Annotated in this window: 12 protein-coding genes; 11 read left to right on the top strand and 1 reads right to left on the bottom strand. The window is 61.7% G+C overall.

Features of this window, described 5'->3' with window-relative positions; translation table 11 throughout:
* Positions 1-120 precede the first annotated feature (120 nt).
* The 10 genes from L598_RS00665 (at position 121) to ilvD (ending at position 12,437) form a co-directional block, all read left to right on the top strand.
* On the top strand, positions 121-1,404 hold the full coding sequence (locus L598_RS00665; RefSeq protein ID WP_144859041.1) for an acetylornithine deacetylase/succinyl-diaminopimelate desuccinylase family protein: 1,284 nt from the start codon (positions 121-123) through the stop codon (positions 1,402-1,404).
* A 132-nt stretch (positions 1,405-1,536) separates the two neighbouring features.
* Complete coding sequence (locus L598_RS00660; RefSeq protein WP_144859039.1) at positions 1,537-3,021, top strand: ABC transporter substrate-binding protein; 1,485 nt, start codon at positions 1,537-1,539, stop codon at positions 3,019-3,021.
* A 290-nt stretch (positions 3,022-3,311) separates the two neighbouring features.
* The gene (locus tag L598_RS00655) at positions 3,312-4,253 is read left to right on the top strand and encodes an ABC transporter permease (RefSeq protein WP_144859037.1); all 942 of its coding nucleotides are present in this window, start codon (positions 3,312-3,314) and stop codon (positions 4,251-4,253) included.
* Positions 4,253-5,122, top strand: coding sequence for an ABC transporter permease (locus tag L598_RS00650; RefSeq protein WP_144859035.1), 870 nt, complete (start codon positions 4,253-4,255; stop codon positions 5,120-5,122). The genes L598_RS00655 and L598_RS00650 overlap by 1 nt, the downstream gene beginning before the upstream one ends.
* Positions 5,119-6,837: a dipeptide ABC transporter ATP-binding protein gene (locus L598_RS00645; RefSeq protein WP_144859033.1), complete on the top strand. Its 1,719-nt coding sequence runs from the start codon at positions 5,119-5,121 to the stop codon at positions 6,835-6,837. The genes L598_RS00650 and L598_RS00645 overlap by 4 nt, the downstream gene beginning before the upstream one ends.
* Before the next feature lie 117 nt (positions 6,838-6,954).
* Positions 6,955-7,740: a TSUP family transporter gene (locus L598_RS00640; RefSeq protein ID WP_144859031.1), complete on the top strand. Its 786-nt coding sequence runs from the start codon at positions 6,955-6,957 to the stop codon at positions 7,738-7,740.
* A 64-nt stretch (positions 7,741-7,804) separates the two neighbouring features.
* Positions 7,805-8,218: a VOC family protein gene (locus L598_RS00635; RefSeq protein WP_144859029.1), complete on the top strand. Its 414-nt coding sequence runs from the start codon at positions 7,805-7,807 to the stop codon at positions 8,216-8,218.
* A gap of 161 nt (positions 8,219-8,379) precedes the next feature.
* On the top strand, positions 8,380-9,555 hold the full coding sequence (locus tag L598_RS00630) for an isobutyryl-CoA dehydrogenase (protein ID WP_144859027.1): 1,176 nt from the start codon (positions 8,380-8,382) through the stop codon (positions 9,553-9,555).
* A 75-nt stretch (positions 9,556-9,630) separates the two neighbouring features.
* The gene (gene mmsB / locus L598_RS00625; protein WP_144859025.1) at positions 9,631-10,524 is read left to right on the top strand and encodes a 3-hydroxyisobutyrate dehydrogenase; all 894 of its coding nucleotides are present in this window, start codon (positions 9,631-9,633) and stop codon (positions 10,522-10,524) included.
* A 77-nt stretch (positions 10,525-10,601) separates the two neighbouring features.
* A complete protein-coding gene (gene ilvD, locus L598_RS00620; RefSeq protein ID WP_144859023.1) occupies positions 10,602-12,437 on the top strand; it encodes a dihydroxy-acid dehydratase in 1,836 nt (611 codons plus the stop codon).
* Between the two features lie 281 nt (positions 12,438-12,718).
* On the opposite strand, the gene L598_RS00610 is transcribed toward ilvD, so the two are convergent.
* Positions 12,719-14,095, bottom strand: coding sequence for an aspartate aminotransferase family protein (locus tag L598_RS00610; RefSeq protein WP_144859018.1), 1,377 nt, complete (start codon positions 14,093-14,095; stop codon positions 12,719-12,721).
* Between the two features lie 307 nt (positions 14,096-14,402).
* Between L598_RS00610 and L598_RS00600 the strand changes: the two genes are divergently transcribed.
* The gene (locus L598_RS00600; protein ID WP_144859016.1) at positions 14,403-15,980 is read left to right on the top strand and encodes a trimethylamine methyltransferase family protein; all 1,578 of its coding nucleotides are present in this window, start codon (positions 14,403-14,405) and stop codon (positions 15,978-15,980) included.
* The last annotated feature ends 134 nt before the right edge of the window (positions 15,981-16,114 follow it).

Below are 16,114 nucleotides of genomic sequence, written 5' to 3'. Positions count from 1 at the left end.
TTCCAACACTTACCGAACCAGCCACGGCGTTGGCCGGAGCGGTTGAGGCAGGCCGGTAGCAAAAAACCGCCGCGATGAACCATCTTGCCAAAAGGATCATCTGCCTGTTCAAGTCGGCACATGAACGAGCATATTTCCCGCGCCATTGCCGAACGCATCGACGATCTCGTCGCGCTGACGGTCGATCTGATCCGCTTTCCCACCGTTAATCCGCCCGGCGAGGGCTATACGCCTTGCACAGAATACATCGCCAACCGCCTGAAGAAGCAGGGCTTCCAAACGACCCTGATTCGCGGCGAAGACACGCCGGGCGACAATGACCGCTATCCGCGCACCAATGTGATTGCCCGGTATGAGGGACGCAGGCCGGGCCCGACGGTGCATTTCAACTCGCATATTGACGTCGTTGAGGCCGGAGCAGGCTGGACCGTCGATCCCTTTGCGGGCGTCGTGCGCGACGGCAAGGTTTATGGTCGCGGTGCCTGTGACATGAAAGGCGGGCTGGCCGCCTCAATCATCGCAGCGGAAGCCTTTATCGCGGTCAATCCGGACTTCTCCGGCGCGATCGAGATTTCCGGCACGGTGGACGAGGAATCCGGCGGGTTCGGCGGCGTCGCCTATCTGGCGCAGAAAGGCTTCTTCTCCAAGCCGCGTGTTGACCACGTCATAATCCCGGAACCGCTCAACAAGGACCGCATCTGTCTCGGCCATCGCGGCGTCTGGTGGGCGGAGATCGAGACGAAGGGCTCTATCGCCCATGGCTCCATGCCTTTCCTCGGCGATTCGGCAATCCGCCATATGGGCGCCGTGCTGCATGCCTTCGAGGAAGAGCTTTTTCCCGCCCTCGACGCCAAGCAGACGCGCATGCCGGTCGTGCCCGAAGGCGCTCGCCGCTCGACCCTGAACCTCAATTCGGTCCATGGTGGCCAGACGGAGGACTATTTCCCCGGCCTGCCCTCGCCCAATGTTCCCGATTCCTGCCGGCTTGTCATCGATCGCCGCTTCCTGATCGAGGAGGATATCTCGGAGGTCCGCAACGAGGTGGTGCGCATTCTCGAACGGCTGAAGCGTGAGCGGCCGAAATTCGATTATGCCATCCGCGATCTGATGGAAGTGCTGCCGCTCATGACGGAGAGCGACGCGCCGGTGCCGACCGCGATCGCGCGGGGGATCCGGGAAGTATTCGGCAAGGAGCCGGAATATGTGATCTCGCCCGGCACCTACGACCAGAAGCATATCAGCCGCATCGGCCATCTGCATGATTGCGTAGCCTACGGTCCCGGCATCCTCGATCTCGCCCACAGGCCCGACGAATGGGTCGGCATCGATGACATGGTGGAATCGGCGAAAGTCATGGCGATCGGGCTCGACGTGCTTTTGAAAGGGGCAGCAAAGGCGGCATAACGGCAGGAAACCAGAACCTTTGCATTCTCGCAAAGCCCCTTGAATTGAAAGCGATTTTCCACACACCCGATTTACTCGCACGACAATTCGCGCTTCTATGGATCGGGTTCAACGCGTGCCGGGAGAATAAGGATGGGAAGCTTCAAATCCATTTTGGGAGCCACAGCGATTTTGCTGGCCACGAGCACGGCCGTATTCGCGGCACGTACCGATCTCGTGCTCGGCCTGGTTCTGGAACCGCCACATCTCGACCCGACCGCCGGCGCTGCCGCGGCAATCGATGAGGTGGTCTATGCCAATGTCTTCGAAGGATTGACCCGCATCGGCCCCAATGGCGAGGTCGAGCCGGCACTGGCGGAAAGCTGGGAAGTCTCCGATGACGGCAAGACCTATACTTTCAAGCTGCATGACGGCGTCAAATTCCACGACGGCAGCAGCTTCGACGCCGAGGACGTCAAATTCTCCCTCGATCGCGCAAGGGCAGCCGATTCCACCAACGCCCAGAAGGTCCTTTTCGAGGCAATCGAGAATGTCGAAGTCGTGGACCCGCAGACGGTGAAGGTGACGCTCAGCAGGCCGCAGGGCGCCTTCCTCTACAATATGGGCTGGGGCGATGCCGTAATCGTAGCGCCGGAATCGGCGGACGGCAACAAGGAGAAGCCGATCGGTACCGGTCCCTTCAAGTTCCAGAACTGGGCCAAGGGTTCATCCATCACGATCGTCAAGAATCCCGACTACTGGGGCGAGCCGGTCGCACTCGAAAAGGCCGAATTCCGCATCATCCCCGATGCCGCCGCGGCCATTCCGGCCATGCTTTCGGGCGACGTGCAGGCTTTTCCCAACATGCCTGCCGGCGACGCGCTTCCGCAGATCCAGGCCGATCCGCGTTTCGAGGTGGTGATCGGCGCTACCGAAGGCGAGACCATCCTTTCGACGAACAACAAGAAAGAGCCCTTCGACAATCTGAAGGTACGCCAGGCCATCGCCCATGCGCTCGACCGCGACGCGATCATCGCGGGTGCTTCGGAAGGTGGCTACGGTGTGCCGATCGGCTCGCATTTCTCGCCCGCCAACGAGGCCTATGTCGATCTCACCGACACCTATCCCCACGATGTCGAGAAGGCGAAGGAGTTGATGAAGGAAGCCGGCCTAGAGAACGGCTTCAAGGCCACGATCAAGCTGCCGCCACCTTCTTATGCACGCCAGGGCGGCGAGATCATCGCCTCGCAGCTTCGCGAGATCGGCATCGAACTCGAGATCATCCCTGTCGAATGGGCGCAGTGGCTGGAGCAGGTCTTCACCAACAAGGATTACGACCTTTCGATCGTCTCTCATACCGAGCCGAACGACATCGAGATCTATTCGCGGCCCGACTACTACTTCAATTATCAGAATCCCGAGTTCAACAAGGTCATCGAGGAGCTCGACACCACTACTGATCAAGCCAAACGCAACGAGCTCTACAAGCAGGCACAGACGATCCTGGCCAAGGATGCGGTCAATGGCTTCCTGTTCGAACTGCCGAAGATCGGCGTCTGGGACGCCAAGCTTGAAGGAATGTGGGAAAACTCGCCGGTTCAGGCAAATGATCTCACTGCGGTGAAGTGGACGGAGTGATCGCGGACGCCTCTTCTCCTCTTTCGCAAAGCGCCGGGTAGTGGATCCGGCGCTCCCGTTTTCCGGATTCCGGAATGATCTGGTCCATCTTCAGCTTGATTGACGACTACACCTGGATTCCTGTGACAAGTACAGGAATGACGATTGCAAATTTTTCTTACGTCCAATCCCAAAGGTCTATGGCTGGCATCGGCATTTTTGGAGGATTTCATTTCTGTGCTTGTCACAGGGATCCAGAGTCTCGCCGGTTCCGCTCCCGATGCGACGCAGGATATGTAATAAAAGGCTGAATGACCGCCTATCTCTTCAAACGGTTGGCAATCGCGCTGGCGACGCTCATCGTGGCGTCGGTGGTCGTGTTTGCCGTTCTGGAGGTCCTTCCGGGCGACCCGGCACGCATCATGCTCGGCATGAATGCCAGCCCGGAAGCCCTTGAATCCCTGCGCGAACAGATGGGCATGAATCAGCCGCTGATCACGCGGTATCTGAACTGGATCAGCGGCATGGCTATTGGGGATTTCGGCCGCTCCTACACCTATTCCTCGCCGGTCATCGAACTCATTGCCGAGCGAATAACGGTCTCCCTGCCGCTGGCGATCATGTCCCTGCTCCTTTCCACCATCATCGCCATCCCGGTAGGGATATTCGCGGCCTCCCGGCGCGGCAAACTGGCCGATACAATCTCCATGGGTGCTGCCCAGGTAGGCGTGGCGGTACCCAATTTCTGGTTCGCATTGTTGTTGATCTATATCTTCGCCGTCGCCCTGCGGCTCGTACCCGCCGGCGGGTTCCCCGGCTGGGGTGACTGGTGGCAGGCATTGAAGGCATTGATCCTTCCGGCGGTCGCGCTCGCCCTGCCCCAGGCCGCGATCCTGGCGCGTGTGACCCGGTCGGCCATGCTGGACGTGCTGGGCGAGGACTATATCCGCACCGCGCACGCCAAGGGCATGCCTCGACACATCGTTTTGTGGCGCCATGCCCTGCGTAACGCTATGATTCCCGTGCTCACCGTTCTCGGCCTGCAGTTCGCCTTCCTGCTCGCCGGCACTATCATCATCGAGAATGTCTTCTACCTGCCGGGCCTTGGTCGTCTGGTTTTTCAGGCCATCACCCAGCGCGACCTGATTGTCGTGGAAGGCGTGGTCATGCTGCTGGTCGCCAGCGTTGTGGCGGTGAACCTGATCGTCGACCTGCTTTATGCGGTTGTCGATCCGAGGCTGAGGGCACGCTGATGACCATGCCGGCGTCCTCCCAACCCGACGATTTCCGCCACTTCCTGCACCAGGCACTGAGAAGCGGTTCCTTCATGACGGGCCTGATCATAACGCTGCTGATAGCCGCTATGGCAGCGCTATCATTCATCTGGACGCCCTATGACGTGACCAATCTCGTCGTGGCAAACCGCATGCAAGGGCTTTCGGCAGCCCATCCCTTCGGCACCGATCATCTCGGCAGGGATATCCTCTCGATGATCATGGTCGGATCGCGCAATTCGATAGCGGTCGCCATCGTTGCCGTCGGCATCGGAATGGGCATCGGGGTACCGCTCGGCTGCTGGGCAGCCGCCCGCGGCGGTTGGCTGGACGAAGTGCTGATGCGCTTCAACGACGTTGTCTTCGCCTTCCCCGCACTTCTTTCGGCGATCATGATCACGGCGATCTTCGGCCCCGGCGCTGTTAACGCTATCATTGCCATCGGCATCTTCAACGTGCCGGTCTTCGCCCGCGTCGCCCGGGCTGGCGCCCTGGCGCTGTGGCCACGCGAATTCATTCTCGCTGCCCGCGCCGCCGGCAAGGGCAAGGCGCTGATCACCATCGAGCATATCCTGCCCAACATCGCCAGCATCCTGCTCGTGCAGGGCACGATCCAGTTCGCGCTCGGCATATTGGCCGAGGCTGGTCTTTCCTATCTCGGGCTCGGCGCGCAGCCGCCGATGCCGTCCTGGGGCCGCATGCTCTTCGACGCGCAGACACGCATGATGATCGCGCCCAACCAGGCCATCTTCCCCGGCCTTGCGATCGTCATCACCGTGCTTGGGCTCAACCTTCTCGGCGACGGACTGCGCGACATCCTCGATCCGAGATTGAGGCGCGAGCGATGAGCCTCCTAGAGATCGAAAAGCTGTCGCTGGACATTGCCGGCATGCCCATCCTCAAGGGGATGGACCTGGCGATCGACGCCGGCGAGGTCATGGGGCTGGTGGGCGAATCAGGCTCCGGCAAGTCCATGACGGCGCTAACAGTCATGCAGCTTTTGCCGAATGCCTCCCGGACGCGCGGCCGCGTGACCTTTGACGGCATCGACATTCTGTCCGCCCCGGAGGCCGCCATGTGCCGCCTGCGCGGCGACGACATCGGCATGGTCTTCCAGGAGCCGATGACGGCGCTGAACCCGGTCAAGACGATCGGCGAGCAGGTTGCCGAAGGCATCCGCTGGCACACCGGCGCCAACCGTCCCGATGCCGAGGCGCGGGCGCGCGCGATCCTCGACCGTGTCGGCCTGCCGGAAGCCAGGTTTCCGCTCTCACGCTATCCGCACGAGCTCTCCGGCGGCCAGCGCCAGCGGGTCATCATCGCCATCGCCTGCGCCTTGAAACCGAAACTGCTGATAGCCGACGAGCCGACCACGGCGCTCGACGTGGTGCTGCAGAAGCAAATCCTCGAACTTCTGCGCGATCTGGTCGACGAGAATCGGATGGGGCTGCTTCTGATCTCGCACGATCTCGCGGTAGTGGCCGACATGGCCGATCGCGTAACCATCATGCGTCATGGCGAGGTGATGGAAGCCAGCGAGACGGCAAAGATCCTGACCCAGCAGAAACATCCCTATACGCGGCAGCTTGCCGAGGCTTCAGTGCATGTGCCGGTGCGGAATGCCCCCTCACGGAGCGGGTCGGCCGGCGTAGCCGGACGGGGTGGGGCGCACGAAGATCCCTCCTTCCCGCCCCCACCCGGCCCCGCGGGCCACCCTCCCCACAAGGGGGAGGGTAAATCGGCCCCCCTCCTCGTCGTCGAGGGCGTTACCCGCGACTATGCCGGGAGGAGAAAGTCGCTTTTCTCGAAAGCCGAACCGTTCCGGGCCGTCGATAATGTCTCTTTCTCGCTGGATGCGGGTCAATCCATGGCGCTTGTGGGCCGCTCCGGCTGCGGGAAATCGACGCTCGCGCGCATGATCCTCGCCCTCGACCGGCCGACCAGCGGCGAAATCCGGCTTCTGGGGCAGACAGTTGCAGACAAATCGGAGGCCGAATTACGGCCCTCCCGACGCGAGATGCAGGTGGTCTTTCAGGATCCTTACGGCTCCTTCGATCCGCGCCACAAGGTCGAGCGGCTGATAGCCGAGCCCTTGCATCTTTTGGAGAAGAAACCCGCCCGTACCGAGCGGCGCGAAATGGTGGCCGAGGCGCTGCACGAAGTCGGGCTGGCGCCGTCCGACATGGACAAATACCCTCACGAATTTTCCGGCGGCCAGCGTCAGCGGATTTCGATCGCCCGCGCCATCATCACGCGGCCAAAGCTGATCGTGGCGGACGAGCCGGTCTCCGCCCTCGATGTCTCCATCCGCGCGCAGGTGCTCGATCTCTTCGCGGACCTGAACCAGCGGCTCGGCGTCGCCTACCTGTTCATCACTCACGACCTGACGGTGGCCCGCGCCATCACCGATCAGGTCATGGTGATGCATGAAGGAAAGATCGTGGAGGAAGGCCGCACCTCGGAAGTGCTGGACAATCCACAGACGGAAGCGGCCAGGGCCCTTGTTGCCGCAGCTCCGGACCTTGAGCGCGCCATAGCGAGACGCCTTGGCGAAACCGCTTAGCCTGCTTCAGGATCGACCAGCCCTCGGGCATCGATCCAACGCCTAGCCGAATCCGTCTTGCGAAAATCGGCCCTTTGTGATGCAAGCACGCGGCGGCTCGTCAGGCATTGGCTCAATATGTTCGATATTTCAATCGAAACCGTTCTCTTGCTCGGTTTTGCGGCATTTTTCGGCGGTTTCATGGATTCCATCGCCGGTGGAGGCGGGCTGATCACCGTCCCTGCCCTGCTGCTCGGGGGCTTCAGCCCCATCGAAGCGCTCGGCACGAACAAGCTGCAGGGCATTTTCGGCTCCGGCTCGGCAACGATCACCTACGCCGCGAAGGGCCATGTCGATCTGAAAAGGCAGCTTCCAGCGGCCTGCATGTCCTTCCTCGGCGCGGTGCTCGGCGCGCTGACTGCAACGATCATCCCGGGAGACTTCCTCCGCGCCGTCCTGCCTTTCATGCTGATCGCGCTGGCGCTCTATTTCGCACTGAAGCCGAACATGGACGACCTGGATCGGGCACAAAGGCTGTCGCCTTTCCTGTTCGGCCTACTGCTCGCTCCTGTGATCGGCTTTTATGACGGCGCTTTCGGGCCGGGCACCGGCTCCTTTTTCTTGCTGGCTTTCGTCTCACTGGCCGGCTACGGCGTCCTGAAGGCAACGGCGCATACCAAAATGCTCAATCTTGCCTCGAATCTGGGCGGCTTCACAGCCTTCGCTTTCGTGGGAGCAGTTGCCTGGAAGATCGGACTGATGATGGGGGTCATGCAGTTCATCGGCGCGCGCGTCGGCGCAAATCTGGCAATGAAAAGGGGCGCACGGATCATCAAGCCCCTGCTCATCATCGTCTGTATCGGGCTTGCCGCCAGGCTCCTCATGGACGAAACCGACCCGCTCCGTATCTGGCTCGCCGGCTGAGACCCTTTTCCAGGAGCTGATCCGCCCTAGTCTCTTCGATGGTGGGTGTTTGAAGGAGGAGGCTATGGCCGAAGCACCACGCATCTATCCGACATTCCGCTACCGCGATCCCGCACGCATGATCGACTGGCTCAGCAAGGCCTTCGGCTTCAAATTGCGTGTAAAATACGGCGAAGACGACCGCATCGACCATGCGGAACTTGCTCTCGGCTCCTCGATGATCATGCTCGGCCAGGTCAGGGACGACGGGTATGGCGCTATTGTCGGCGGTCCGGGCGAAAATGGCGGCAAATCCGTGTACCTCGCTGTGGAGGACATTGATGCAGTTTACGCCTCGGCAAAGGCCGCCGGCGCGGAAATCCTGACGGAGCCGTATGATACCGACTACGGTAGCCGCGATTTCATGTGCCGCGATCCCGAAGGCAATATTTGGAGTTTCGGCACCTATTGGCCGAAGGCGGGCGAGAAGCCGATGTGAGGGATTGAATTCCCCCATTCCGGTTCGCTTCGCTCATCAGCCCCCCGGACCGGGAGAGGAAGCGCCTGCCGTGCAAAGCGCCTTTGCCTTGGCTCACATTGCGCACATATGGCAATGGTCTAAACTGGTACTCCAAGAAGAAATAAGCCAGGGAGGCCGCCATGGATGCCACGGTGGACAAGGCCACGGGCCAGTTCGAGCTGAACGATGATCAGCGCGCCATCCGGGAGATGACGGAGGCGTTCGCCGCCGAACGCGTCGCCCCTTATGCGCTCGACTGGGATCGTGAACGATATTTTCCCTCCAATATCATACGCGAGACCGGGCAGCTCGGCTTCGGCGGCATCTATATTCGCGAGGATGTCGGCGGCTCTGGCCTCGGGCGCCTCGATGCTGTCCTGATCTTCGAAGCGCTGGCGAGCGCCTGCCCCGGCTTCTCCTCCTTCATCTCGATCCACAATATGGCGGCGTGGATGATCGACATTTTCGGCGACGAGCAGCAGCGTCAGCGCTTTTTGCCGAAGCTGACCTCGATGGAATGGCTGGCAAGCTACTGCCTGACGGAACCCGGCTCCGGCTCCGACGCCGCTGCGCTGAAAACACGGGCCGTGAAATCCGGTGGCAATGGCAGCGACTACGTCTTGAACGGCGCCAAGCAGTTCATTTCCGGCGCCGGCGAGTCAGATGTCTATGTCGCTATGGTGCGCACGGGCGAAGAAGGCCCGAAGGGCGTTTCGACCATCGTCATTCCCAAGGATGCTCCTGGCCTCTCCTTCGGCGCGACCGAAAACAAGATGGGTTGGCACATGCAGCCCACCCGGCAGGTCATCTTCGAAGACTGCAAGGTGCCTGCCGAAAACCTGCTTTCGGGAGAAGGCGCAGGCTTCAAGATCGCCATGGCCGGGCTCGACGGCGGCCGGTTGAACATCGCTGCCTGCTCGCTGGGCGGGGCGCAATCAGCGCTGGACAAGGCGCTGGCCTACACCGCCGAGCGGCAGGCATTCGGGCAAGCCATCAACCAGTTCCAGGCTTTGCAGTTCAAGCTCGCTGACATGGAGACCAATCTGCAGGCCTCGCGCATGCTGCTCTATACGGCTGCCTCCAAGCTGGACCGCAAGACGCCGGACGCCTCCAAATGGTCGGCCATGGCCAAGCGCTTTGTCACCGACACCTGCTTCGACATCGCCAATGATGCACTGCAGCTTCACGGCGGCTACGGCTATCTGCATGAATATGGCGTGGAGAAGCTTGTGCGCGACCTGCGCGTGCACCAGATCCTGGAAGGCACGAACGAGATCATGCGCGTCATCATCGCAAGGCATTTGATAGGCAGATAAGCCAGTGGCAATCGGAACAGGTTGCGACCGAATGCCGATCTGGCGACTGCCGAATTCCGGAGGACACATCACCCCATGACCACCATCGCATTTATCGGCCTCGGCAATATGGGCAATCCCATGGCCGCCAATCTCGTCAAGGCCGGCCATACCGTGCAGGGCTTCGACCTGATGCCGGAAAACCTCAAGACCGCCGAAGCCAATGGCGTGACCGTCATGGCCGACGGGCCGGCGGCAGTGAAGGGCGCGGAGGTGGTCATTACAATGCTGCCGGCGGGCAAGCATGTGCTCACGGTCTATGACGTGATCGTGCCTGCCGCAGCACCAGGCACGCTCTTCATCGAATGCTCGACCATCGACGTGGACTCCGCCCGCAAGGCCCATGCAAAGGCTGCCGAGCACAACATGCTTTCCATCGACGCGCCGGTTTCGGGCGGCGTTGGCGGCGCGGAAGCCGGAACGCTGACCTTCATGGCCGGCGGTTCTAAGGAAGCTTTCGCCAAGGCTGAGCCTGTTCTGGAGCCCATGGCGGGCCGTGTCGTCCATTGTGGCGACGCGGGTGCCGGCCAGGCCGCCAAGATCTGCAACAACATGATCCTGGGCATTTCCATGATCGGCGTCGGCGAAGCCTTTGTTCTGGCCGAAAAGCTGGGTTTGTCGCATCAGGCGCTGTTCGACGTCGCCTCGACCTCTTCCGGCCAGTGTTGGTCGCTGACCACCTATTGCCCGGTCCCCGGCCCAGTCCCGACCTCACCCGCCAATCGCGACTACAAGCCCGGCTTCGCGGCGGCTCTGATGCTGAAGGACCTGAAGCTTGCGCAGGAAGCAGCACAGAATGCCGGAGCCGTGACCCCGCTGGGCGCGGAAGCCACTCAGCTTTACGCCCTCTTCAATGCCATGGGCCATGGCGGCTCGGATTTTTCCGGCATCATCAATTTCCTGCGCGGACAGGGCGGCGAAGCCAAATAACGGCATTTGCCCTTGCCATCAGGACGCTGAAGGGGCATTCGGATACGGCTTTGTCATAAAACCGGATCCGAAGAAGAATGCCCGCATATCGTTCCCGCACCTCGACCCATGGCCGCAACATGGCTGGCGCGCGCGGCCTCTGGCGCGCCACCGGCATGAAGGACGATGATTTCGGCAAGCCTATCATTGCCGTCGTCAACTCCTTCACGCAGTTTGTTCCCGGGCATGTGCATCTGAAGGATCTCGGCCAGCTCGTGGCGCACGAGATCGAGGCGGCGGGCGGCGTGGCCAAGGAGTTCAACACGATCGCCGTCGATGACGGCATCGCAATGGGCCACGACGGCATGCTCTATTCCCTGCCCTCGCGCGAGCTCATCGCGGACAGCGTCGAATATATGGTCAATGCCCATTGCGCCGATGCGATGGTCTGCATCTCCAATTGCGACAAGATCACGCCCGGCATGCTGATGGCAGCGATGCGCCTCAACATTCCCACGGTCTTCGTCTCCGGCGGACCGATGGAGGCCGGCAAGGTAGTGCTCCAGGGCAAGGCTCAGGCGCTAGATCTGGTGGATGCGATGGTCGCGGCTGCCGACGACCGCGTTTCCGACGATGACGTCAAGGTCATCGAGCGCTCCGCCTGCCCGACTTGCGGCTCTTGCTCCGGCATGTTCACCGCCAATTCGATGAACTGCCTGACGGAAGCGCTGGGACTCTCGCTGCCGGGCAACGGCTCCACGCTCGCCACCCATGCCGACCGCAAGCGGCTTTTCGTGGAGGCCGGGCATCTCGCCGTCGATCTTTGCCAGCGCTATTACGAGCAGGAGGATGAGAGCGTCCTGCCTCGCAATGTCGCCTCCAGGAAATCCTTCGAGAACGCCATGGCGCTCGATATCGCCATGGGCGGCTCGACCAATACGGTGTTGCATATCCTTGCTGCCGCCCATGAAGGCGGCATCGATTTCACCATGGACGATATCGACGCCCTTTCGCGGCGCGTGCCGGTGCTCTGCAAGGTCGCGCCGGCCAAGAACGACGTGCATATGGAGGACGTGCATCGCGCTGGCGGCATCATGGCCATCCTCGGCGAGCTTGACCGCGCCGGTCTCATCCATCGTGACCAGCCGACCGTGCATACCGCCACCATCGGCGAGGCGATCGAGCGCTGGGACATCGCTCGAACCAAGAACGGCAAGGTGCGTGAATTCTACATGGCGGCCCCCGGCGGCGTGCCGACCCAGACAGCCTTCAGCCAGGACCGGCGCTGGGATGATCTCGACCTCGACCGCGAAAAGGGCGTGATACGCTCCGCCGAGCATCCGTTCTCCAGGGATGGCGGACTGGCAGTGCTCAAAGGCAATATCGCACTGGACGGCTGCGTGGTGAAAACCGCTGGCGTCGATGAATCGATCCTGAAATTCTCCGGCCCCGCAAAGGTGTTCGAGAGCCAGGATGCAGCGGTGAAGGGCATCCTCGGCAATGAGGTGAAGGCCGGCGACGTGGTCGTCATCCGCTACGAAGGACCGCGCGGCGGGCCGGGCATGCAGGAAATGCTCTACCCGACCAGCTATCTGAAATCGAAGGGCCTCGGGAAAGCCTGTGCCCTGCTCACCGACGGGCGTTTCTCAGGCGGTACTTCGGGACTTTCGATCGGCCATGTCTCTCCGGAAGCGGCGGAAGGCGGCACGATCGGGCTGGTGCGCGACGGCGACATCATCGAGATCGACATACCGAACCGCACCATCCACCTTGCCGTGCCGGAGGACGAGCTCGCCCGGCGGCGCGCCGAGCAGGAGGCTGTGGGCTGGAAACCTTCCGGGCCGCGCAAGCGCAACGTCTCGACGGCGCTAAGGGCCTATGCCGCCTTCGCCACAAGCGCAGCGCAAGGGGCAGTCCGCAAGGTACCCAGCTAAGCTATGACAGCTTACGCGGCGTCATCTCGACGTGCAGGAATCTGCACAAAAAAGCCCAAATTTACAATTGCTTAAGCTCTCGATAACTCCGCGGTAACGATGTCCCGGTAAAACGGAACGCGAGGCGGAAAACGCACACCGCCCACGCTCCGGATCAGGTCTCGCGTGCCGGAGCGGGTTGCCTCCGCAGCGTATCGGCGTCGCGAAGGGCCAGCGTCTGATTGGCAAGACCGCGTTTCTCCCCGCCCGGAGAGCGCGGTTTTTGCATTGCTCCGGCCCGGCTATTTCCGCAGATCGCTTTCCGCCAGCGTCAATGCCCTGGCGATCCTCTCGCAGGCCATGTCGATCGTCTCCTTCGCCCAGATCAGCGGCGGCGAAAGGATCATGGTGTCGCCGACGGCACGCAACATCAGGCCATTGGCGATCGCATGGTCGCGCACCGTCACGCCAGCCACGCCCTCGCCTTCGAACCGTTCACGGCTTTCCTTGTCCTTGACTATCTCGATGGCGCCCATAAGCCCGAACGTGCGTACCTCCCCCACAATGCCGTGACTGGCGAGAGCTTCCGTCAGGGCTTTGCGGAAATAGGGGCCTGTCTCCTCGCGCACGCGGTCGACCAGTCCTTCCTTTTCGATGATTTCCAGATTCTTCAATGCCACCGCGCAGGCGACCGGATGGCCGGAATAAGTATAGCCGTGGAAGAATTCGCCGCCCTTGTCCACCAATGTCGAGGAGATGCGCTGGCCGACAAGCAGCGCCGACAGCGGCTGATAGCCGGAAGTGAGCGCCTTTGCGGTGGTGATCGTATCCGGCTCGATGCCGAGCGTCTGGGCCGCGAACCATTCGCCCGTGCGCCCGTAGCCGGTGATCACCTCGTCCAGCATCAGGAGCACGTCATACTTCCGGCAGATGCGCTGGATCTCCGGCCAGTAGCTCTCTGGCGGAATCTTCACGCCGCCCGCCCCCATGACAGGCTCACCTATGAAGGCGGCGACGTTCTCCGGCCCGGCCTCGAGGATGGCGTCCTCGACTGCCTTGGCGGCCCGCAAGCCGAAATCATGCTCGCTTTCGCCCGGCAGCTTCAGCTCGAAGGAGTAAGGCGGCATGACATGGATGATATTCGGCACCGCGCCATGCAGCTGATCGTGCATCGCCGACATTCCGCCAAGAGACGCGCCGGCGATGGTCGAGCCGTGATAGGCCCAGTTGCGCGAGATGATCCGGTTCTTCTTCGGCTTGCCCTCCAATGCCCAGTAGTGGCGCACGAGCCGCAGCGCGGTGTCGTTCGCCTCCGATCCGGAGGAACCGTAAAAGACCTGATCGAGCCCCGCCGGTGCGATCCGGGCGAGCTTTTCTGCCAAGAGCACGGGTGTGGGTGTCGAACAGCGGAAGAAGGAATTGTAATAAGGTAGTTCCTTCATCTGCTCATAGGCCGCCTCGGCGAGTTCCTGTCGGCCATAGCCGACATTCACGCACCAAAGTCCGGCCATGCCGTCGAGGATTTCCTGGCCTTCCGAATCGTAGACGAAAGACCCTTGGGCCCGCACGATCATGCGCGAGCCCGCAGCCCTAAGATCCTTGTGGTCGGTGAAGGGATGGAGGTGATGGGCGGCGTCGATATCCTGAAGCTGCTTCAGGGAAAAATTCTTGTAGGTCATAGACTTGCGATCTCTGCTTGAAACGGTCCGTCAGGTTTGCGGGCTGTTCAGGCAAGATTCGGCGGCGAATAGCCGATGCGTGCGCAAAGGCGCAGCAATTCGGCATGACGCGTCCGGGGCGACGGCGTCACGGCATGGGAATAACCGGAACGAAACAACTCCATAAATCGAGTGTAGCCGAACGCTCTCTGCCGGTTCAAGCATCCGTCTCATGTCGCATCTCTGACGCTAGTGGTCGTCGCATCCGTGTTGGCGGCTATCCGCTCGGTCCATGATGACCGGCACGCATATGAAATTGGGGAAGAGCATGACGGATCAGTCCATGCCTGCGGAAGCAATGCCTCACACGGATCGGGGCCGCCGCGGCGGCAGGGCCGGAAAACGCGCGGGCGCCTCCACCGCCTTCGAACAACCGCCTTTCCGACAACTCCGTATCCCCTTCCCGCCGACGAATATCCTTTCCGAGGACGAGCTTGAATCGATCCATCTCGCTTCGCTTCGGGTTCTCAAGGAGATCGGCGTGGAGGTGCTCCACGACGAGGCGCGGCGGATGATGAAGGAGGCCGGCGCCGATGTCCGGCCTGACAGCGAGCGGGTGCGTTTTGATCCCGACATGATCCTTGGCTGCCTCGCTTCCGCACCGTCCGTATTTACGCTCCACGCCCGCAATCCCGCCCATGATCTCAGGATGGGCGGCGATAACCTGATCTTAGCGCAGATGGGCTCGGCACCGAATTCGTCCGATATCGATCGTGGTCGCCGCCCCGGCAATCAGGAGGATTTCCGTAACTTCGTCCGCCTGGCGCAGATGCACAACATCATCAATTGCACCGGCGGATACCCGGTGGAGCCGATCGACATCCATCCTTCGATCCGCCATCTCGAATGCATCCGCGACCTCGCCACGCTGACCGACAAGGTGTTCCACATCTACTCGCTCGGCAGGGAGCGCAATCTCGACGGCATCGAGATCGCCCGCATTGCGCGCGGTGTCAGCCGCGAGCAGCTTCTCGACGAGCCCTCCTGCTACACGATCATCAACACCAATTCGCCGCTCAAGCTCGATATTCCGATGCTTGAAGGCATCATCCAGATGTCGTCGCACGGCCAGGCCGTCATCGTGACCCCCTTCACCCTGGCCGGCGCCATGGCGCCCGTCACCGTCGCCGGCGCGCTCGTGCAGCAGAATGCCGAGGCGCTGGCCGGCATCGCCTTCACGCAGATGGTGCGCAAGGGCGCGCCGGTCGGCTATGGCGGCTTCACCTCCAATGTCGATATGAAGTCCGGTGCGCCGGCCTTCGGCACGCCGGAATATATGAAGGCGCAGATGGTAGGCGGGCAGCTCGCCCGCCGCTACGGCATCCCTTACCGGACCTCCAACACCTGCGCCGCCAACACGGTGGATGCCCAGGCTGCCTATGAAAGCGTGTTCTCGCTGTGGGGCGCCATCCAGGGCGGCGGCAATTTCATCCTGCATTCAGCCGGCTGGCTGGAAGGCGGGCTGCGCTGCTCCTACGAAAAGACCATCCTCGACATAGATCTCCTGCAGATGGTCGCCGAGTTCCTGACGCCGCTCGATGTTTCCGAACCTGCATTGGCGGTCGATGCCATCCGCGATGTGGGTCCGGGCGGTCACTTCTTCGGAACGCCGCACACGCAGGAGCGCTACAAGTCCGCCTTCTATTCGCCGATCCTGTCCGACTGGCGCAATTACGAAACATGGGCGCAAGCCGGTTCGCCGACAGCGATCGAGAAGGCAAACCGCGTCTGGAAAGAACGGCTTGCGGCCTATGAGAAACCGGCGATGGACCCGGCGATCGAGGAGGAGCTGAACGACTTCGTCGAACGCCGCATTGCGGAAGGCGGCGCTCCTACGGATTTTTGATTGGCGATGCGATCGGTTCGMCCCCCACTCCGGTTTGCTCCGCAAACCACCTCTCCCCCGTTCGACGGGGGAGAGGAAGCATCTGCCGCAATGACAGGCTCCTTTCCTCTCCCTCCGGAGGGGGGAGAGGTGGC

It is taken from the genome of Mesorhizobium sp. J18 (assembly GCF_007829525.1).
Lineage (GTDB): Bacteria > Pseudomonadota > Alphaproteobacteria > Rhizobiales > Rhizobiaceae > VLJP01.
Note: the sequence above shows the minus strand (reverse complement) of the source record. Positions and strands in the feature narration are given on the sequence as shown.

What these genes read in the sequence shown, in the direction of transcription:
- L598_RS00660 (WP_144859039.1), top strand. Translation starts at nt 1,537, where the DNA reads ATGGGAAGCTTCAAATCCATTTTGGGAGCCACAGCGATTTTGCTGGCC.
- L598_RS00610 (WP_144859018.1), bottom strand. Translation starts at nt 14,095, where the DNA reads ATGACCTACAAGAATTTTTCCCTGAAGCAGCTTCAGGATATCGACGCC.
- L598_RS00635 (WP_144859029.1), top strand. Translation starts at nt 7,805, where the DNA reads ATGGCCGAAGCACCACGCATCTATCCGACATTCCGCTACCGCGATCCC.
- L598_RS00655 (WP_144859037.1), top strand. Translation starts at nt 3,312, where the DNA reads ATGACCGCCTATCTCTTCAAACGGTTGGCAATCGCGCTGGCGACGCTC.
- L598_RS00665 (WP_144859041.1), top strand. Translation starts at nt 121, where the DNA reads ATGAACGAGCATATTTCCCGCGCCATTGCCGAACGCATCGACGATCTC.
- L598_RS00645 (WP_144859033.1), top strand. Translation starts at nt 5,119, where the DNA reads ATGAGCCTCCTAGAGATCGAAAAGCTGTCGCTGGACATTGCCGGCATG.
- L598_RS00640 (WP_144859031.1), top strand. Translation starts at nt 6,955, where the DNA reads ATGTTCGATATTTCAATCGAAACCGTTCTCTTGCTCGGTTTTGCGGCA.
- L598_RS00630 (WP_144859027.1), top strand. Translation starts at nt 8,380, where the DNA reads ATGGATGCCACGGTGGACAAGGCCACGGGCCAGTTCGAGCTGAACGAT.
- ilvD (WP_144859023.1), top strand. Translation starts at nt 10,602, where the DNA reads ATGCCCGCATATCGTTCCCGCACCTCGACCCATGGCCGCAACATGGCT.
- L598_RS00650 (WP_144859035.1), top strand. Translation starts at nt 4,253, where the DNA reads ATGACCATGCCGGCGTCCTCCCAACCCGACGATTTCCGCCACTTCCTG.
- L598_RS00600 (WP_144859016.1), top strand. Translation starts at nt 14,403, where the DNA reads ATGACGGATCAGTCCATGCCTGCGGAAGCAATGCCTCACACGGATCGG.
- mmsB (WP_144859025.1), top strand. Translation starts at nt 9,631, where the DNA reads ATGACCACCATCGCATTTATCGGCCTCGGCAATATGGGCAATCCCATG.